General features: G+C 72.5%; 14 protein-coding genes and 1 tRNA gene. 9 read left to right on the top strand and 6 right to left on the bottom strand.

Features of this window, described 5'->3' with window-relative positions; translation table 11 throughout:
- The first annotated feature begins 24 nt into the window (after positions 1–24).
- Positions 25–1,158: an acyl-CoA dehydrogenase family protein gene (locus tag AB0958_RS09350; RefSeq protein WP_366889744.1), complete on the top strand. Its 1,134-nt coding sequence runs from the start codon at positions 25–27 to the stop codon at positions 1,156–1,158.
- A 253-nt stretch (positions 1,159–1,411) separates the two neighbouring features.
- On the opposite strand, the gene AB0958_RS09345 is transcribed toward AB0958_RS09350, so the two are convergent.
- The 5 genes from AB0958_RS09345 to AB0958_RS09325 form a co-directional block, all read right to left on the bottom strand.
- Positions 1,412–1,741 carry a rhodanese-like domain-containing protein gene (locus AB0958_RS09345; protein WP_358972155.1) on the bottom strand — a complete coding sequence of 110 codons (330 nt, stop codon included), beginning with the start codon at positions 1,739–1,741 and terminating at the stop codon, positions 1,412–1,414.
- Positions 1,742–1,835: 94 nt separating this feature from the next.
- Entirely contained in the window at positions 1,836–2,648 is an 813-nt protein-coding gene (locus tag AB0958_RS09340; protein ID WP_366889743.1) for a hypothetical protein, read from the bottom strand.
- A gap of 170 nt (positions 2,649–2,818) precedes the next feature.
- Positions 2,819–4,237, bottom strand: coding sequence for a DUF2252 domain-containing protein (locus AB0958_RS09335; RefSeq protein ID WP_366889742.1), 1,419 nt, complete (start codon positions 4,235–4,237; stop codon positions 2,819–2,821).
- A 165-nt stretch (positions 4,238–4,402) separates the two neighbouring features.
- Positions 4,403–5,062 carry a response regulator transcription factor gene (locus AB0958_RS09330; RefSeq protein WP_366889775.1) on the bottom strand — a complete coding sequence of 220 codons (660 nt, stop codon included), beginning with the start codon at positions 5,060–5,062 and terminating at the stop codon, positions 4,403–4,405.
- On the bottom strand, positions 5,035–6,306 hold the full coding sequence (locus AB0958_RS09325; RefSeq protein WP_366889774.1) for a sensor histidine kinase: 1,272 nt from the start codon (positions 6,304–6,306) through the stop codon (positions 5,035–5,037). Before AB0958_RS09325 ends, AB0958_RS09330 begins: the two co-directional genes overlap by 28 nt.
- A 239-nt stretch (positions 6,307–6,545) precedes the next feature.
- Between AB0958_RS09325 and AB0958_RS09320 the strand changes: the two genes are divergently transcribed.
- The 3 genes from AB0958_RS09320 to AB0958_RS09310 all read left to right on the top strand — a co-directional run bounded on the left by AB0958_RS09320 (position 6,546) and on the right by AB0958_RS09310 (position 12,858).
- Positions 6,546–7,325 (top strand): ABC transporter ATP-binding protein, encoded by a 780-nt coding sequence (locus tag AB0958_RS09320; RefSeq protein WP_366889741.1) that lies wholly within the window; start codon positions 6,546–6,548, stop codon positions 7,323–7,325.
- Entirely contained in the window at positions 7,319–9,766 is a 2,448-nt protein-coding gene (locus AB0958_RS09315) for an FtsX-like permease family protein (protein ID WP_366889740.1), read from the top strand. The genes AB0958_RS09320 and AB0958_RS09315 overlap by 7 nt, the downstream gene beginning before the upstream one ends.
- 161 nt (positions 9,767–9,927) lie before the next feature.
- Positions 9,928–12,858: a hypothetical protein gene (locus tag AB0958_RS09310; protein WP_366889739.1), complete on the top strand. Its 2,931-nt coding sequence runs from the start codon at positions 9,928–9,930 to the stop codon at positions 12,856–12,858.
- A gap of 156 nt (positions 12,859–13,014) precedes the next feature.
- Here AB0958_RS09310 and AB0958_RS09305 read toward each other — a convergent pair.
- Positions 13,015–13,098, bottom strand: a tRNA-Leu gene (locus AB0958_RS09305).
- A 440-nt stretch (positions 13,099–13,538) separates the two neighbouring features.
- Here AB0958_RS09305 and AB0958_RS09300 point away from each other — a divergent pair.
- The 5 genes from AB0958_RS09300 to AB0958_RS09280 all read left to right on the top strand — a co-directional run bounded on the left by AB0958_RS09300 (position 13,539) and on the right by AB0958_RS09280 (position 19,576).
- Entirely contained in the window at positions 13,539–14,420 is an 882-nt protein-coding gene (locus AB0958_RS09300; RefSeq protein WP_366889738.1) for a DUF3662 and FHA domain-containing protein, read from the top strand.
- A 10-nt stretch (positions 14,421–14,430) separates the two neighbouring features.
- Positions 14,431–14,952 carry an FHA domain-containing protein gene (locus AB0958_RS09295; protein WP_366889737.1) on the top strand — a complete coding sequence of 174 codons (522 nt, stop codon included), beginning with the start codon at positions 14,431–14,433 and terminating at the stop codon, positions 14,950–14,952.
- A 98-nt stretch (positions 14,953–15,050) separates the two neighbouring features.
- Positions 15,051–16,628: a Stp1/IreP family PP2C-type Ser/Thr phosphatase gene (locus AB0958_RS09290; protein ID WP_366889773.1), complete on the top strand. Its 1,578-nt coding sequence runs from the start codon at positions 15,051–15,053 to the stop codon at positions 16,626–16,628.
- A 27-nt stretch (positions 16,629–16,655) separates the two neighbouring features.
- Complete coding sequence (locus tag AB0958_RS09285; RefSeq protein WP_366889736.1) at positions 16,656–18,095, top strand: FtsW/RodA/SpoVE family cell cycle protein; 1,440 nt, start codon at positions 16,656–16,658, stop codon at positions 18,093–18,095.
- On the top strand, positions 18,092–19,576 hold the full coding sequence (locus tag AB0958_RS09280; RefSeq protein WP_366889735.1) for a penicillin-binding protein 2: 1,485 nt from the start codon (positions 18,092–18,094) through the stop codon (positions 19,574–19,576). The genes AB0958_RS09285 and AB0958_RS09280 overlap by 4 nt, the downstream gene beginning before the upstream one ends.
- Positions 19,577–19,634 lie beyond the last annotated feature (58 nt).

Here is a 19,634-nt window from a genome sequence, read left to right as displayed (position 1 = left end):
GCACACCGCCGGGAGGACAGGACCGTGGACTTCACCTTCACCGAGGAGCAGTTGGCGGCGGCCGAGGCGGCACGCGGGGTGTTCGCCGGGGTGGCACCGGACGCGGTGCCGAGCCCTGCGCTGACCACCGGTGCCGTGGCCGAGGGCTTCGACCGGGAACTGTGGGACAGGCTGGCGGCCGCGGATCTGCTGAGCCTGCTGCCCGGCGCGGAGTACGGCGGGGCCGGCCTGGACGCCATCGCGCTGTGCCTGGTGCTGCGGGAGTCGGCGAAGGTGCTGGCACGGGTGCCGTTGCTGGAACACAGCGCGGCCCTGGCGACCGTACAAGCCTATGGGGACGAGGAGTTGAGAGGGCGGCTGCTGCCACGTGCAGGACGGGGCGAGCCGGTGCTGACCGTCGCCGCGAGCGGACGCACCGGGCACGACGCGGCCGAACTGGCGGTGACCGCACGGCGGGACGGCGCCGAGTGGGTGCTGGACGGGGTGCAGACATCGGTGCCGTGGGCGTACGACGCCGATCTCGTCGTCGTCCCCGCGCACACCGGCACCGACCGGAGCGTGCTGGCGCTGGTGGCGCCCGGCGCGGACGGGGTCACGCTCGCCGAGCAGGTGTCGACCAGCGGGGAACGGCTCGGCGAGCTCCGGCTGGAGTCGGTGCGGGTCGCCGGCCGGGAGGTGCTGGAGCAGCCGGGGGCCTGGGAGTGGCTGCGGGAGCTGCTCGTGACCGGGACCTGCGCGCTGGCGCTCGGGGTGGGTGACCGGGTGCTGCGGCTGACCAGCGAGTACACCGGCAAGCGGGAGCAGTTCGGGCATCCGATCGCCACGTTCCAGGCGGTGGCCGTGCAGGCCGCCGACCGGTACATCGACCTGCGCGCGATGGAGGCGACGCTGTGGCAGGCGGCGTGGCGGATCGCGTCGGGGGCGGCCGGGACCCTGCCCCTGGCCGGGGATGTGGCCGTGGCGAAGATCTGGGCGGCGGAGGGGGTGCGGCGCGTGGTGGGGACCGCGCAGCACCTGCACGGAGGCTTCGGCGCCGACACCGAGTACGTGCTGCACCGGTACCACGCCTGGGCGAAGCAGCTCGAGCTGGCGCTCGGGGGCGCGGGGGCCCATGAGGAGGCGTTGGGGGACCTGCTGGCCGCGCACCCACTGGGTTAGCGGCAGTCCGACGGCGCCTCGCGGACCACGCTGGCCCCGAACGCCAGAACCCGAGTGCCAGGACCCGAGCGCCAGCGCCCGAGCGCCAGAACCCGAGTGCCAGGACCCGAACGCCAGCGCCCGAGCGCCAGAACCCGAGTGCCAGGACCCGAACGCCAGCGCCCGAGCGCCAGAACCCGAGTGCCAGGACCCGAACGCCAGGACCCGAACGCCAGGACCCGAACGCCAGCGCCCGAGCGCCAGAGGACGAGCGCTAGAGGACGAAACCCTCTTCGCCCGTGTCCGTCACGACCTTCCGGCCGGCCGCCTGCCACACCTGCATGCCGCCGTCCACGTTCACCGCGTCGACGCCCTGCTGGACCAGGTACATCGTGACCTGGGCGGAGCGGCCGCCGGAGCGGCAGATGACGTGGACGCGGCCGTCCTGCGGGGCGGCCTCGGTCAGCTCGCCGTAGCGGGCCACGAACTCGCTGATCGGGATGTGCAGGGCGCCCGCGGCGTGGCCGGCCTGCCACTCGTCGTCCTCGCGGACGTCCAGCAGGAAGTCGCCGTCCTTGAGGTCCGAGACCCCGACCGTGGGCACACGCGCTGCGAAGTTCATGTCCCCGACGCTACCCGACCGCCGCCCCCGCCCGGCCACTGCTCCCGCGCCCGGCCACTGCTCCCGTGCCCGGCCGCTACTCCTGCGCGAGCAGCGTGGCCAGCTCGGCCTCGCGCTCGGCCACGTCCTTGCGGAGCCGCTCGCCGATCTCGTCGAGGAGGCTGTCCGGGTCGTCGGGGGCCAGCCGGAGCAGACCGGCGATGGGTCCGTCCTCCAGTTCCTTGGCGACCAGGCCGAGCAGTTCCTTGCGCTGGGAGAGCCATTCCAGGCGGGCGTACAGCTCCTCCGCGCGGCTGGGCCGGCGCTCCGGCGGGACCGGACCGGCCGCCCACTCCTCGGCCAGCTCGCGCAGCAGGGCCTCGTCACCCCGGGCGTAAGCCGCGTTGACCCGGCTGAGGAACTCCTCGCGGCGCTCCTGCTCGGCCGGCTCCTGCGCCAGGTCGGGGTGGGCCTTGCGGGCCAGCTCGCGGTAGAGCCTGCGGGCCTCCTCGCTGGGCCGCACCCGCTGCGGAGGCCGCACCTCCTGCTCGGTGAGCATCGAGACGGCCTCCGGGAACAGGCCGTCGCCGTCCATCCAGCCGTGCAGCAGTTCCTCGACGCCGGGGATCGGCATGACCCGGGCGCGGGCCTCCTCGGCGGCGCGGACGTCCTCGGGGTCGCCGGTGCGGGCGGCCTTGGCCTCCGCGATCCGTGCGTCCAGTTCTTCGAGGCGCAGGTAGAGCGGGCCGAGTTTCTGCTCGTGCAGGCGGGAGAAGTTCTCGACCTCGACACGGAAGGTCTCGACCGCGATCTCGTACTCGATCAAGGCCTGCTCGGCGGCCCGCACGGCCCGCTCCAGGCGTTCCTCGGGCCGCGGTGCCTGGGACTGCTCAGCTTCCGGGGTCGTCACCCGACCAGACTAGGGCCTGTCGCCGCCGGCGGTGGCCGGGACCCACTCGGCGACCAGGTCCGCGCGGGCCACGACCAGGGTGCCGGGGCGGCAGGCCGGCGCGTGGGGCGCGGCCGTCGGGGCACACCCCGTCCCTGCCTCTCGGTGTCCCCGCGTCCCGCCCCCGCGGTTCACACGCCCGGCTCCGCCGCGATCCGTCCCGCCCGCACCGCGGCCGCCAGGTGCTCGTGGTCCGCCTCCGTCAGGTCGGCGTAGGTGACCGCGAAGGCGGCGATCGCCTCGTCCAGTTCCTCGCTCTTGCCGCAGTACCCGGCGATCAGGCGCGGGTCCGCGCTGTGCGAGTGGGCGCGGGCCAGCAGGGCGCCGGTCATCCGGCCGTAGTCGTCGATCTGGTCGGGGGACAGGGCGGCCGGGTCGACGCTGCCCTTGCGGTTGCGGAACTGCCGGACCTGGAAGGGGCGCCCCGCCACCGTCGTCCAGCCGAGCAGGATGTCGCTGACCACCTGCATCCGCTTCTGGCCGAGGACCACCCGGCGCCCCTCGTGCTCGACGGCCGGCGCCTCGAACCCGGCCGTGGCGAGATGCGGTACGAGCGCGGACGGACGGGCCTCCTTGACCTGGAGGATCAGCGGCTCGCCGCGGTGGTCGAGGAGGAGGACGACGTAGGACCGGGTGCCGACGCTGCCGGTGCCCACGATCCGGAAGGCGACGTCGTGCGGGGTGTGCCGGGCGAGCAGCGGGTGCCGGTCCTCGGAGAGCGTGCCGACGTAGTGCTCCAGGGCCGCGGTGACGGCCGCGGCCTCCGCGTCACCGACCCGGCGCAGTACCGGCGCGGCGTCCACGAAGCGGCGGCCGCCGTCCTCGGTGGGCTCGGTGGCACGGGCCGCGAACCGGCCGCTGGTGTTGGCGCGGGCCTTCTCCGAGACCCGGCGCAGGGTGCCGAGCATGTCGTGGGCGTCGGAGTGCGAGACCAGTTCCTCGTCCGCGATGGCGTTCCAGGCGTCCAGCACCGGGAGCTTCGCCAGCAGACGCATGGTGCGGCGGTAGGCGCCTGCCGCGTCGCCCGCCGCCTTGCGGCACATGTCCTCGTCGGCGCCCGCCTCCCGGCCGGCCAGCACCAGGGAGGCGGCGAGCCGCTTGAGGTCCCACTCCCAGGGGCCGAGCACCGTCTCGTCGAAGTCGTTCAGGTCGATGACGAGATCGCCTCGCGGGTCGCCGTACAGACCGAAGTTGGCCGCGTGGGCGTCGCCGCAGATCTGGGTGGCGATCCTGGTCATCGGGGTGCGGGCCAGGTCGTGCGCCATCAGCCCGGCCGAGCCGCGCAGGAACGCGAACGGGGACGCCGTCATCCTGCCGACCCTTATCGGGACCAGCTCCGGGATGCGGTCCCGGTTGGACTCCTCGACCGCGCTCACCGCGTCGGGCCGGGAGCCGTCCAGGTCCAGGGCGGCGTGCGCGGCGCGCGGCACCGCCGTACGCAACGCCTTGCCCTCCGCCTTGGGTGAGCCCTTCGGCGGCCACTGCGCGAAGCCCTTCGGCGAGGGCAGCACGCGTGTCCCGACCGTCGTCAGCTCTTCCCGTCCGGTCACGTCGACCGCCTCCCCCGTGCGCCGATCGGCACCTGCTCGAACATCAACTCGTGCAGACGGTACAGGCGACCGTCGGAACCCGTCAGACCCTGTGGACAACTCCGCGCCCCCGCAGGCAGGCGCGGGGCCGGGCGCGCAGGGCACCGAGGTGAGCGCCGCTCGCACTCACGCCCTCAGATACGCCAGCACCGCCAGCACCCGCCGGTGCGTCTCCTGCGCCGGCGGCAGGTCGAGCTTCGTGAGAATCCCCCCGATGTGCTTGCCGACCGCCGCCTCGGAGACGACCAGTTCCCTGGCGATCGCCCCGTTCGACTTCCCCTCGGCCACCAGCGCCAGCACCTCCCGCTCTCGCGGCGACAACCGCTCCAGCGGGTCCCTCCGCCGACGCAGCAGCTGTCGTACGACCTCGGGGTCGACCACCGTCCCCCCGGCGGCCACCTCGCACAACGCCTCGACGAACTCCGCCACCCGCCCCACCCGGTCCTTCAGCAGGTACCCGACGCCCGTGCCGTCCCCGGAGTCGAGGAGTTCCGCGGCGTAACTGCGCTGCACGTACTGGCTGAGCACCAGGATCGGCAGTGTCGGCCGGTCCGCGCGCAGCCGCACCGCGGCGCGCAGCCCCTCGTCCTGGAAGCCCGGCGGCATCCGTACGTCCGTCACGACGACGTCGGGCGCGTGCTCCCCGACGGCCGCCTCCAGCGTCCCGGCGTCCCCCACGGCCGCGACCACCTGATGACCACAGCGGCCCAGCAGCCCCACGAGCCCCTCACGCAGCAGGACGCTGTCCTCGGCCAGGACTACGCGCAGCCCCCGGTCGGTTCGCAAGGACTGCACGGCAACTCCACACGCAGCAGGGTCGGTCCGCCCGGCGGACTGGACAGGAAGAGTCTGCCATCCAGCACCGACACCCGGTCCGCGAGTCCGGTGAGCCCGCTGCCCGCCGAGGCGTCCGCACCGCCCCGGCCGTCGTCGCGCACTTCCAGGAGCAGCCGGCCGTCCCGGTGGCCGCCGGTCACCTCCGCGCGGCCCGCGCCACTGTGCCGGTCGACGTTGGCGAGCGCCTCGCGCACCACGAAGTACGCGGCCGCCTCCACGGACCGCGGCAGCCGCACCGGGAGCCGGAAGCCGACGTCCACGGGGACGGCCGTACGGTCCGCGGCGTCGGCGACCGCGGCCTCCAGACCGTGGTCGGCGAGCACCTTGGGGTGGATGTCGTGGACGATGCCGCGCAGTTCGGCGAGCGCCTCCTCCGCCTCCCGCTGCGCCTTGCCGAGTCGGTCGGCGAGCGGACCCGGCGGGGCGTCCAGCCGGGCCAGGCCGAGCGTCATCGACAGGGCGACCAGCCGTTGTTGTGCCCCGTCGTGCAGATCGCGCTCGATGCGCCGCCGCTCCGCCTCGAAGGCGTCCACCAACCTGGCCCGGGATCGGACGAGTTCCGCCACCCGGGCGCCCGACTCCGGCTCGCGCGGTGCGACCAGCAGCCGGGTCAGCCCGGCCCGTGCGCCCGCCACCACGCCCAGCGCGTAGCCGCCGAGGGCCAGCAGGCACACTCCGGCCACCGCGGCCCCGAAGGCGGCCGGCCAGCCGGTGACCGTCCACACCTTCAGCACCTTCGTCTCCCGGCCGCCACCGGCCGTCGCCAGCAGCAGCGGAGTCGCCAGCAGGGCCAGCGGGCAGAGCAGGGCGAGGGTCACGGCGAGCGCGTCCACCGGCCACAACAGTCCCGCGAACAGCAACGCGTGACCGAGTTCGCGCCAGGTCGCCCGCTCCCCCAGCCGGGTCGCGAGCCACGCCCGCAGTCCGGCGGCGGCGGGCGGCACATGCGGGTCGTACACCCGCTCGCGGTCGACCAGGCGCAGCCGGTGCCGTTCCAGCCAGGCCACCGGAAGACCCGCGAGCGCCGTGAGGAGCAGCAGCGGCAGCCCGACGAACACGACGGCGAGCACGCCGCCCGCCGTGACCGCGCCGACCAGCCCCACGAGGAGTACGGCGCCGGTCACCGCGCCGGTCGAGAGGTAGGCGGCGGCCCGCCAGGGCCAGGGGGAGATCAGGAAACCGGGCCCCGCCATGGCCTGCCAGACGCTGCGCACGGGGGCCGGGGCCGGACAGGGCGCGCAGGTCGGGGAGGGCGCAGGGGCCGGAGGGGGCTGCATGGGGGCCACCGTAGGCGGCGGCCCCGGGGCCCGGCCATCCGTCCGGCCACCGTCCCGGGGGTATGCCTGGCCCTACCCTGGTTCTCCGTCCTGCCGCAGTGTGCCGCCCCGTCCCCGGACTGTTTCGTGGAGTTCGCCGAGGAACGACACACGACATGCGAGGACCTGTGGACGCCATCAACCTGCGCTCGGTCAGCCGCCGTCATGGCTCCGGTGACAGCGCCGTCACCGCGCTCGACCGGGTCTCCCTGGACTTTCCAAGGGGCACCTTCACGGCCGTCATGGGACCGTCCGGGTCCGGCAAGTCGACGCTGTTGCAGTGCGCGGCGGGCCTCGAACGGCCCACCTCAGGGTCGGTCGTGCTGGGCGGGACCGAGCTGACCGGGCTGAGCGAGACCGGGCTGACCCGGCTGCGCCGTGAGCGCGTCGGGTTCGTGTTCCAGGCGTTCAACCTGCTGCCGTCGCTGACCGCCGAGCAGAACGTGGCGCTGCCGCTGCGGCTGGCGGGCAGGCGGGTGCCCAGGGCCCGGGTGCGCGAGGTGCTCCGGCAGGTCGGCCTCGGCGACCGCGCCCGGCACCGGCCGGCCGAACTGTCCGGCGGTCAACAGCAGCGGGTGGCGCTCGCGAGAGCCCTGATCATGCGCCCCGAGGTGCTGTTCGGCGACGAGCCGACCGGCGCCCTCGACCTGCGGACCGGCCGTGAGGTGCTGGCGCTGCTGCGCGCCATGACCGACCAAGAGGGCCGGACGATCGTCATGGTCACCCACGACCCGGTCGCAGCGGCCCACGCCGACCGCGTGGTCTTCCTGTCCGACGGCCGCCTCAGCGGCGAACTCACGGGCGCGGACGCCGACACCATCGCCACCCACATGACGAAGCGCGCCCCCACGTCGGCCCTCACCCGCACCCCCGTCCCGAAGGCCCCGTCATGCTGAGCGTCGCCCTGTGCACCGTGCGGGCCCGCTGGATCGGCTTCGTCGGGAGTTTCGTCGCGCTCTGTCTCGGCGTCGGAGCGCTCACCACGACGGGCCTGGCGCTCGCCGCCACCGGGGACGCGCCGCGGCGTGCGCCGGAACGGTTCGCCGCGGCCCCGGTCGTCGTCAGGGGCACCGACACCCTGCGCGTGGCCACCCCGATCGGCGACCGCACCCAGAAGCTGGCCGTCCCCCGTGCCGTACCTCCCGCCGTGGTCGACGGGTTGCGGAAACTCGGCAGGGTCGTCCCGGACCGCACCTTCGCCGTGCGGGCGACGCCGGACGCCCCCGGCGACCTCGTCGGTCACCCGTGGTCGGTCGCGGCGTTCGCGCCGTACCGGATCACCTCCGGACGGGCCCCCCGCACCGCCGGCGAAGTGGTCGTCAGCGGCACGTGGACACAGCCCGGCCGACTCCTGCGCACGGATCACGGCGACGTCACCGTCGTCGGCACGGTCACCGACCGCGGTTTCGAGCACGCCGTCTTCTACACCGATGACCGCGCCGCCCGACTGGCGCCCCGCAGCGTCCAGGCGGTCGTGGACGCAGCCCCCGCGGCCGTCCGCGAGGCGGTCGAGGGCACCCCCGGCGTGCACGTCCTCACCGGGGACGACCGCCGCTACGCCGACCCGGACCCCGACCGGGACCGCGCGGCGCTGACCGCGCTGAACGCCCTGTTCGGCACGGCCGGCGGGGTCACCGCCTTCGTCTCGGTGTTCGTGGTGGCGTCGACGTTCGCGTTCGCGGTCGCCCAGCGCCGCCGCGAGTTCGGTCTGCTGCGCACCGCCGGGGCGACGCCTGGTCAGGTCCGCCGGACGGTGGCCGCCGAGGCCCTGCTGGTCGGGGTGGTCGCCTCGGCGGCGGGCTGTGTGCTCGGCCGCTACGGCGCCCCCCACCTCGTCCGCTGGACGGTCGCCGAGAACCTCGCCCCGGCCTGGTTCCGGATCGGCGACCACACCTGGCCCTACGTCGCCGCTTTTTCGACGGGAGTGCTGGTCGCCCTCGGCGGAGTGCTCGCCGCGTCCCGGCGGGCGGGGCGGACAGGGCCGACGGAGGCGCTGCGCGCGGCAGCCGTCGACAACAGGGCGATGCCGCCCGGGCGCCGGGTGTTCGGCGTGGGTCTGCTGCTGGCCGCGGCGGTCCTGCTCGCCGTCGGTGACCCCGGCGACCTGCTGCATCGCAAGTCGTATGTGAGCCGCCCCATGCTGCTGATCACGGCGGTGGCCCTGCTCGCCCCCGTCCTGGTCCGCCCGCTGGTCCGGCTGCTCACCTGGGCCCCGTCCCGGCTCCCGGGCGCCGTCGGGACACTGGTGCGCGAGAACGCGGCGGCCGCGGTCCACCGTACGGCGGCCGTCGCGGCACCCGTGCTGGTCACCGTGGCCCTCGCGGGTTCGCTGCTCGGCGCCACCGCGACCCTGAACGCGGCCAGGACCGCCGAGTCCCGCGCCCGCACCACCGCAGACTTCGTGGTCACACCCGCGGCGGGCGGGTTCGACGCGCCGACGCTCACGGCGCTTCGCGGCGTGCCCGGTGCCGAGGTGTCGGCGACCGCGTCGAGCGCCGTGTACGTCCTGGAGGACGGGGTCTCCCTGGTCAGGTCCGAGGCCCGGGCCGCCGGTCCCGGGGCGCTGGCCGCCACCAGCCGCCTTCCGCTCGCCGCCGGCCGGACCGCCGACCTCGACGACGGCTCGATCATCGTGAACGAGGAGTGGGCGCAGCACACCGTCGGCCGGCGGGTGCGGGTGTGGCTCGGCGACGGCACCCGGCGGACCCTGCGCATCGCCGCCGTGCTGCGCACGGGCACCGGCGACAACGGTGTGTACATCACACCGGCCAACGCCGCCGGCGCGGACGTCGACCGGGTCGACGTCGCGGTACGGGACGGCGCGGACCCGGGCGCCGTGGCGGCCGGGCTGCGCACGGCGGTGGCGGCGGACGGCGGCCGGGTGCGCACCGCGGCCGGGTGGATCGCGGCGACCGCCCCGCGGACCGACCGCACCACCCGCCTCGGTCTCCTCCTGGTCCTCGGCATCGGGCTCCTCTACACCGCCATCTCCTTGGTCAACACCATGGTGATGGCCACCTCCGAACGGGTCCGCGAGTTCGCGATCCTGCGGCTGGCCGGGGCCACCCGGTGGCAGGTGCTGCGGCTGGTCGCCGCCGAGGCTCTGACCGCGGTCACGGTCGGGGCGGTGCTCGGTCTGCTGGTGGCCGTACTCGATCTGGCGGCGATGTGGGCAGCGCTGCACACCCTGTCGGCGCCGGTCCCGGTCCACCTGCCGTGGCAGGCGATGGCCATGGCCAGCGCGGCCTGCGTGCTCCTCGCCACGACCACCACCGCCACCGCGGCCCATCTCGCCCTACGCCCCCGGGCGACGCGACCGGCAGGGTCACCGGAGTAGTCCGCCCGCCCCGCACCGTGCCGGGGAAGGGCGGCCTCCGATTCTGTTCACGCCCGTGTCCTGCGCGTATGCGATGATCCCGCTCTCATGTTCGAGAGGAATGTGACTCCATGTCATCGCACAGACGTCACCGCTGGGTATCGGTAGGTATCGCCGGTTCAGTGGCCTTCGCCGGGACCGTCGCATGCGTCCCCACCGCCTCGGCCACCTCCGGGGTGACGGTCTCCCTGCCGGCCCGGAGCACGTCCGCGCCGTCGGTCGGTGAGGTGTCCGGGTCGGGACAGTCGGTCGTCTGGGAGCAGAACACCTCCTCCGACACCCTGCCGCACGGCTGGCTCTCCGTCTCCGGAGGCACCCCGCAGGATCTGGGGGCGCTGGCAGACAACAGCGAGGGGGTCGTTGTCCGCACGGTCTCCGTCCAGCACTCGGTGGTGGCCGTCGCCACCTCGACGAATCCGAACGGCGCCCTCGCCGACCACGTGACCCTGCGGCACCTCGACACCGACCGACGGGAGACCCTGGCTGTCGCCTACGACGGCTCGGGCGCCGCGGGCGACGAACGGTACCGGGCCCAGGCCGGTGACGGCATCCTCGTACAACAGGCCTACACCGACGCCGATTCGGCGTACCGCGTGCGCCTGGTGCTGCGCACCTCCCAGGGCGACCGCGTGCTGCTCTCCGACGACGAGCAGTACGAGGTGCTGGCCTCGGACGCCGAGGGGGCCCTGGTGCTGCGGCGCACCGCACCCGGCTGGGGCCACCGGATCGTGTACGTCGACTTCGCCACCGGCACGACCGTCACCGTCGCCGAACCCGACACCGACGCGCTGCCGCAGGGGCTTGAGTTCACCCCCTCACACTTCGGGGTCGTCGACGGTGCCACGCTGACCGAGTGGCGGCGCTCCGCACCCGGCGAGGGCTCGGCGACCGTCACCCTCCCCACCGACAAGGCCCGTTGGATCAGCGACGACACCCTGGCCTGGTACGCGTGGAGCGCGGACGGCAACGAGCTGCACGCCATGTCCCGGGACGGTTCCACGCCTGCGGCCGACCTCGACGGCACGTTCGGGGACATCTCCGTGGGCGACGACGGCAGGATGCGCGCGGCCCTGTACCGGCCCGACGTGGACGCCGCCGTCCAGACCCTGCGCGACGGCAGGGTCTCCACCGCCGACGGCGACGCCTCCACCCTCCCGGCCGGTCCCGCCCGGCTGGACGCCCTGGCCCTGTCCGGCGGAACCCTCTACACCGCCGACGACTCCTCCCGCCGTACCGGTGTGCTGCTCTCCTCCGGCCTCACGGTCGGCCCGTCCGGCGCGTCGGCCACGGCGCCGTCACGCGTCCTGGCCTACAGGACCGGCACCGTGCACCAGACGCTGGCCGCCGCCGGGAACCGGGTACTCGTCGAGCAGGGCGACGCCTACGAGGTGTACGACAAGGGGCGGCCGACCGGTGTGCCGCTCCAGCTGAGCGACACCTCCGCGGACCAGGTCGTGGACTTCGACGGCGGCCACTTCCTGCTGTCGGACAAGAACACCGTCTACAACGGCACGCTCCTGCTGTACACCGTGGCCACCGGCGCGAGCGAGCGGGTGCCGGCGGGCTCGGCCCTGTACGGCGGCGCCCTTTACACCTCGGTGAAGGAGGCGACCTCCGGCTGGTCGATCCGGCGCATCGATCTGGCCGCCGGAACCACGTCCACGGTCACCACGGTGGACTGCCTGCCGGGCGGTCTGCAGGTGCGCGGCTCCTGGATCCTGCTGACCACCTGCGGAGCCGCCTCCACCCAGGGCCTGCTCCTGAAGGCGGGCACCACCGCCCGTACGACGGTGGACGCCTCCGTGGTGGCACCGGTCCTCGGCACCGGGGTCCTGTACACGTTCACCAAGGACACCGCGCCGAGCGTCACACTGAACGCCCAGGTCCTGGGCGTGAGCGGAGCCACGGCGCAGGCCCTGTTCATTCTTCCGGACCGGGCCGACACAGCTGCCGCGCAGCGGTGGGCGGTGGACCGCGAGGCACCCTGGGCGGCGTGGACGGACGACGCCGGCGTCACCCACGCGGTGTGGGCCGGGGCTCCCTCGGTCACCTCCGCCTCCGCCTCCGTCCCGGCCGGGTTCAGCCCCAACGGCGACGGCTCGTCCGACACCTGGGCGCCGGTCTGGGCGTACAACCGGCCGGTGACCTGGACACTCACCCTCACGTCCGGTACCACGCGGGTACGCACCCTGACCGGAACAGCCTCCGGCGGCAAAGTCGCCCCGGTCTGGAACGGCAAGAACGACGCGGGCGGCACGGCCGCGGAAGGCGCCTACACCTGGACCCTGGCCGTCAAGGACGCGGCCACCGGCGTGCCCGCACCCGGCGTCAGCGGCGCGCTCGCCCTGCGCAGGACCGTCCCCGCCGCGACCGTCACCACTCCCGCCCTGGCCAGCGACGCCTCGACCCGTGCCGTGATCCCGGTGAGCTGGGCGGCGAAGACGGCGGGCGTGACGTCGTACGACGTCCGCTGGCAGGTCGCCACCCGCAGCAGCACGGGTGCCTGGACGCTCGGGCCGCTCAAGACCTGGCGCAGCCGCACCACGACGAAGTCCGGCAGCTTCGGCTCCGCCGGCAGTCCGGTGACCCCGCAGCCGGGTCTGACGTACCGCTTCTCCGTACGCGCCCACGACGACGCCGGTCAGACCGGGGCCTGGACGGCGGCCGTCACCAGCGGCGTCCCCGTCGACGACCGGTCCTCGGCGCTCGCCTTCCACGGGACATGGGGCAAGCCGTCGGTGGCTGCCGCCTGGTCCGGAACCGAGCGGGTCTCCGCCACGCAGGGGGCCTCGGTCTCCTTCACGGCGGACGGCACCAGGCTGCGGATCGTCGCGACCCGCACGCCCGGCGGCGGCCGTTTCGCGGTCGTGGTGGACGGGGTCACGGTGGGCACGGTGAACACCTACGCCTCGACGACGGGACACCGGAAGGTGGTGTTCACGCACACCCTCGGTACGCGGATCACCACGCACAAGGCCCAGCTGAAGGTGCTGACCGGCAGCGCGCCGGGACGCTCCACCGTGCACCTGGACGCGGTCATGGTCACCCGCTGACCGGTGCGCTGAACCGACGGCCTCAGCGCCCGCGCCCTGAGACCTTCCTCACAAACAAGACCGCCGACGGCTCCAAGCCGTCGGCGGTCCACGTGTTCTTTCCCACAGAAAACAGATCGGGCGGCACCGTGATCACGATGCCGCCCGATCCAGCTGTGCGCGAGGGGGGAGTTGAACCCCCACGCCCTTGCGGGCACTGGAACCTGAATCCAGCGCGTCTGCCTATTCCGCCACCCGCGCATTGGGTGTGTCCTCCGGTTCCCTCCCCGTTTCCCGGGCTGGCCCCTTCCGACATCCAGAACACTAGCACGTGGGACAGGGTGGGTTCACATCCCTTGTCCGTGGGCAGCGCTCACCTGGTGATCACGGTGATCACCGTGATCACCGTGATCACCGCGCTCACGTACCGGGCGGTCGGCGTTCACGTATCAACCTCGTACCGGTCCACCCCATCTGTCCAGGAGACGGATCGGGTCCACAGTCAGGTGCGGGACACTGGTCATGGGCCACCTCTACGATCCTGGGAAGAAGGAGCGCCGATCCTCGACGGGAGAAGCGCACCGAACGGTTCGAAGAGGGGCTGCTCGGGGAACCGGCTGATTGCCGGGCGCGTAGATACGATCAGTGAGCAGTAGCGGTCACGGCAGGCAGTACGGGCAAGGCGACAGAGGAGGTGCCCTGTGGGAGTCCTGAAGAAGTTCGAGCAGCGTCTCGAAGGTCTGGTCAACGGCACCTTCGCAAAGGTGTTCAAGTCCGAGGTCCAGCCCGTGGAGATCGCCGGTGCGCTGCAACGCGAGTGCGACAACAACGCGACCATCTGGAACCGCGACCGGACCGTCGTACCCAACGACTTCATCGTGGAGCTGAGCGCCCCCGACTTCGAGCGGCTCAGCCCCTACTCCGGCCAGCTCGGCGACGAGCTCGCCGGGATGGTCCGCGACTACGCCAAGCAGCAGCGCTACACCTTCATGGGGCCGATCAAGGTCAACCTGGAGAAGGCCGAGGACCTCGACACCGGCCTGTACCGGGTGCGCAGCCGCACACTCGCCTCCTCCAGCAACCAGCAGGCCCCGGACCGCGCCCCCGCGGGCGGCGCCCCGCAGCGACCGGGCGGGTACGGCTACCCTCCGGCCGGCGCGGCCGCCCCGCCCATGCCGAGCGCGCCGCCGCCCGGCGCCCCGCAGCGCCCCGGCGGCTACGGCTACCCACAGCCGACCCAGCCCGCAGGCCAGCGGCCCGCCGGACCCTCGGGACCCGTCGGCGCCCCGGCGCCCGGCTCCCGTACCCGCTACTGGATCGAGATCAACGGCACCCGCCACCAGATCTCCCGCGCGACACTCGTGCTGGGCCGCAGCACCGAGGCCGACGTGCGGATCGACGACCCCGGCGTCTCCCGCCGGCACTGCGAGATCCGGACCGGAACGCCCTCGACGATCCAGGACCTCGGGTCCACCAACGGCATCGTGGTGGACGGGCAGCACACCACCCGCGCTACGCTCCGCGACGGCTCGCGGATCGTCGTGGGCAGCACCACCATCATTTACCGGCAAGCCGAAGGGTGAAGCGGGGGCAATGTCAGAGCTGACCCTCACGGTCATGCGGCTGGGTTTCCTGGCCGTACTGTGGCTGTTCGTGATCGTGGCCGTGCAGGTCATCCGCAGCGACCTGTTCGGTACGCGCGTCACCCAGCGCGGATCGCGTAGGGAAGAAGGACGCCGGCAGCAACCCGCCGCCCGGCAGCAGGCCGCGCCCCCGCAGCAGCGCGGCCAGCAGCCCACGGGCGGCGGCCGCCGGCGCAACGCCCCCAGCAAGCTGGTCGTCAGCGAAGGCACCCTGACCGGGACGACGGTCGCGCTCCAGGGGCAGACCATCACCCTGGGCCGCGCCCACGACTCGACGATCGTGCTGGACGACGACTACGCCTCCAGCCGCCATGCCAGGATCTACCCGGACCGCGACGGACAGTGGATCGTCGAGGACCTCGGCTCCACCAACGGCACGTACCTGGACCGGTCCCGGCTGACGACTCCCACGCCGATCCCGCTGGGCGCCCCGATCCGCATCGGGAAAACCGTCATCGAGCTGCGGAAGTAGTGCTACATCATGATTAGGCGCGAGCGGAGCGAGCACGCAGCGGCGGACCGGACGCCGGTCCTTTGCGCGCTCCCGACCGGAGGGTGGGCACCGTGCGGATGTACCCGGAGCCGACGGGCGAGGTGCGCATGAGTCTGTCACTGCGCTTCGCCGCCGGATCGCACAAAGGCATGATCCGGGAGGGCAACGAGGACTCCGGCTACGCCGGTCCCCGGCTGCTCGCCATCGCCGACGGCATGGGCGGCCAGGCCGCAGGCGAGGTCGCCTCCTCCGAGGTGATCTCCACCCTCGTCACGCTCGACGACGACGTCCCCGGCTCCGACATCCTCACCTCCCTCGGCCACGCCGTGCAGCGCGCCAACGACCAGCTGCGCGCCATGGTGGAGGAGGACCCGCAGCTGGAGGGCATGGGCACCACCCTCACCGCCCTGCTGTGGACCGGCCAGCGGCTCGGCCTCGTGCACGTCGGCGACTCCCGCGCGTACCTGCTGCGGGACGGCCTGCTCACCCAGATCACCCAGGACCACACCTGGGTGCAGCGGCTCGTCGACGAGGGCCGGATCACCGAAGAGGAAGCCACCACCCACCCGCAGCGTTCGCTGCTGATGCGCGCGCTGGGCAGCGGCGAACACGTCGAGCCCGACCTCTCCATCCGCGAGGTGCGCGCCGGGGACCGCTACCTCATCTGCTCCGACGGGCTCTCCGGGGTCGTCTCCCACCAGACCCTGGAGGAGACGCTCGCCAGCTACCAGGGCCCGCAGGAGACCGTGCAGGAGCTGATCCAGCTCGCGCTGCGCGGCGGCGGCCCCGACAACATCACCGTCATCATCGCGGACGTCCTCGACCTGGACACCGGCGACACCCTCGCGAGCCAGCTCTCCGACACGCCGGTCGTGGTCGGCGCCGTCGCGGAGAACCAGCAGCACCTGCACGACAACGGCTTCATGCAGACCCCGGCCGGCCGCGCCGCCAACCTCGGCAGGCAGGGCCACGGACAGGGCGGGGGCGGCGAGTTCGGCCCGCCCGGCTCCGGCGACACCACCGGATACGCCCCGGCCGGCAGCTTCGGCGACTACACCGACGACGACTTCGTGAAGCCCCGCAAGGGCCGCACGTGGCTGAAGAGATCCTTCTTCGGCGCCCTCGCCCTCGCCGTCGTCGGCGGCGGCCTGTACGGCGGCTGGCGCTGGACCCAGACGCAGTACTACGTCGGCGCCAACGGCGAGCACGTGGCGCTCTACCAGGGCATCAGCCAGGACCTGGCCTGGGTGTCGCTGTCGAAGGTCGAGACCGACCACCCCGAGATCGAACTCAAGTACCTGCCGCCCTACCAGCAGAAGCAGGTCAAGGCCACCATCGCCGAGGGCGGTCTCAAGGACGCCCAGTCCAAGGTCCAGGAACTGGCCGTACAGGCGTCCGCCTGCAAGAAGGAGTCGGAGCGCACCGCGGCCGCGTCCAGGACCAGCTCCAAGGCCGGCGCCAAGACCGGGCAGGGCGAGGCCGGCGGCGCCACGGGAACCACCAAGACCTCTCTCACGTCCAAGGCCTCGCCAAGCCCTTCACACTCGGCGTCCTCCACGGCGTCACCGTCCCCGTCCCCCTCAGCGACCCCCAGCCCCGGCCCCACCCTCTCGGAGGATGAGCAGAAGGTCGTCTCGCTGTGCGGTAAGCAGTAGGCAAGCCGTGAGAGGCCCCGTCACACCATGAGCAGTACTACCAACACGTCTACGCACCACACGTCCACGATCGGCTCCATCGGCACGCCGAGCCGACGCAACACCGAGCTCGCACTCCTGGTGTTCGCCGTCGCCATCCCGGTGTTCGCCTACGCCAACGTGGGCCTGGCCATCAACGACAAGGTCCCCGCCGGCCTGCTCAGCTACGGCCTGGGCCTCGGCCTCCTGGCCGGCGTCGCCCACCTCGCCGTCCGCAGATTCGCCGCGTACGCGGACCCCCTGCTGCTGCCGCTGGCCACACTGCTCAACGGCCTCGGACTGGTGGTCATCTGGCGGCTCGACCAGTCGAAGCTGCTGCAGTCCATCAAGCAGGCCGGCACGGCGGCCCCCCGCCAGCTGCTCTACACGGCGATGGGCATCGCGCTCTTCATCGCGGTCCTGGTCTTCCTCAAGGACCACCGCGTCCTTCAGCGCTACACCTACATCTCCATGGTGGGCGCGCTCTTCCTGCTGCTGCTCCCGCTCGTCCCGGGCCTGGGCGCCAACATCTACGGCGCGAAGATCTGGATCTCGGTCGCGGGGTTCTCCATCCAGCCCGGTGAGTTCGCCAAGATCGTCCTGGCGATCTTCTTCGCCGGCTACCTGATGGTGAAACGGGACGCCCTCGCGCTCGCCAGCCGCCGCTTCATCGGCCTCTACCTGCCGCGCGGCCGCGACCTCGGTCCGATCCTGGTCGTCTGGTTCATCTCGATCCTCATCCTGGTCTTCGAGACCGACCTCGGTACCTCGCTGCTGTTCTTCGGCATGTTCGTGATCATGCTGTACGTCGCCACCGAGCGGACCAGCTGGATCGTCTTCGGCCTGCTGATGTCCGGGGCCGGCGCGGTCGGCGTGGCCAGCTTCGAACCGCACGTCCAGCAGCGTGTCCAGGCCTGGCTCGACCCGATGAAGGAGTACGCGCTCAGCCAGCAGGGCGTGGCCGGCCACTCCGAGCAGTCCATGCAGGCGCTGTGGGCCTTCGGCTCCGGCGGCACCCTGGGCACCGGCCTCGGCCAGGGCCACTCCGACCTCATCCGCTTCGCCGCCAACTCCGACTTCATCCTCGCCACCTTCGGCGAGGAACTGGGCCTGGCCGGCCTCATGGCGCTCCTGCTGATCTACGGCCTGATCGTGGAACGCGGTGTACGCACCTCGCTCGCCGCCCGCGACCCGTTCGGCAAGCTCCTCGCCATCGGCCTCTCCGGCGCCTTCGCGCTCCAGGTCTTCGTCGTCGCCGGCGGCGTGATGGGCCTCATCCCGCTGACCGGTATGACCATGCCGTTCCTCGCCTACGGTGGTTCCTCGGTCATCGCCAACTGGGCGCTCATCGGCATCCTCATCAGGATCAGCGACACCGCACGCCGCCCGGCACCCGCCCCCGCCGGCAACCCCGACGCCGAGATGACCCAGGTGGTCCGCCCGTCATGAACAAGCCCCTGCGCCGGATCGCGGTCTTCTGCGGCCTCCTGATCCTTTCCCTGCTGCTGCGCGACAACTGGCTCCAGTACGTCAAGGCCGACACCCTGCGGACGGACCCGAAGAACCGCCGCGTCACGATCGCCCGCTACTCCACCCCGCGCGGCGACATCATCGTCGACGGCAGCCCCATCACCGGATCCACCGCCTCCGGTTCGTCCGGCCTCAACGACCTCAAGTACAAGCGCACCTACAAGAACGGCCCCATGTGGGCCCCGGTCACCGGCTACGCCTCCCAGGCCTTCGGTGCCAACCAGCTGGAGTCCCTCGAGGACGGCATCCTCACCGGCAACGACGACCGGCTCTTCTTCCGCAACACCCTCGACATGGTCACGGGCAAGCAGAAGCAGGGCGGCAACGTCGTCACCACGCTGAACGCCGCCGCCCAGAAGGCCGCGTACAGCGGCCTGAAGAGCCAGGGCGGCAAGGGCGCGGTCGTCGCCCTGGAGCCCTCCACCGGCAAGATCCTGGCCCTCGCCTCCTACCCGTCGTACGACCCCTCGGTGTTCGCCGGCAACTCGAACAACGACGCCGCGGCGTGGAAGAAGCTGCAGAAGAAGTACGACCCGAACGACCCGATGCTGAACCGGGCGCTGCGCGAGACCTACCCGCCGGGCTCCACCTTCAAGGTGGTCACCGCCGCGGCCGCGCTCCAGAACGGGCTGTACACCTCCGCGGACCAGGCCACCAACTCGCCGCTGCCCTACGTCATGCCGGGTACCACCACCGAGCTGAAGAACGAGGGCAGCATCCCCTGCAAGAACGCGACCATGCGGGTCGCGCTGCGGTACTCCTGCAACACCGTCTTCGGCAAGATCGGCGCCGACCTCGGCAACGACAAGATGCTGGCCGAGGCGAAGAAGTTCGGCTTCGACCAGGAGCAGTTCACGCCGGTCCGCTCCAGCGCCTCGGTCTTCTCCGACAAGATGAACCAGTCGCAGACCGCGCTGTCCTCGATCGGCCAGTTCAACACCGCGGCCACCCCGCTGCAGATGGCCATGGTCGCCTCCGCGGTCGCCAACGACGGCAAGCTGATGAAGCCGTACATGATCGACAAACTCCAGTCCTCGGGTGTGGACACGATCTCCCAGACCGACCCGCAGGAACTGAGCCAGCCGCTCTCCTCCTCCAACGCCCAGATCCTCCAGTCGATGATGGAGACGGTCGTCAAGGAGGGCACGGGCACGAACGCGCAGATCAACGGCGTCACCGTGGGCGGCAAGACCGGCACCGCCCAGCACGGTGTGGAGAACAGCGAGAACCCCTACGCCTGGTTCATCTCCTATGCCAAGCTCCCCGACGGCAGCAAGCCGGTCGCGGTCGCCGTGGTCATCGAGGACGACCAGGCCAACCGTGACGACATCTCCGGCGGCGGCCTCGCGGCCCCGATCGCGAAGAACGTGATGGAGGCGGTCATCAACTCCAAGAAGTGAGCCCGATCACGTTCGCTTCACATCGATGCACGTTGCGATACCGGTCCTGTATCGGGTT

This window comes from Streptomyces sp. NPDC006655 (genome assembly GCF_040703965.1).
Taxonomy (GTDB): Bacteria; Actinomycetota; Actinomycetes; order Streptomycetales; family Streptomycetaceae; genus Streptomyces.
Note: the sequence above shows the minus strand (reverse complement) of the source record. Positions and strands in the feature narration are given on the sequence as shown.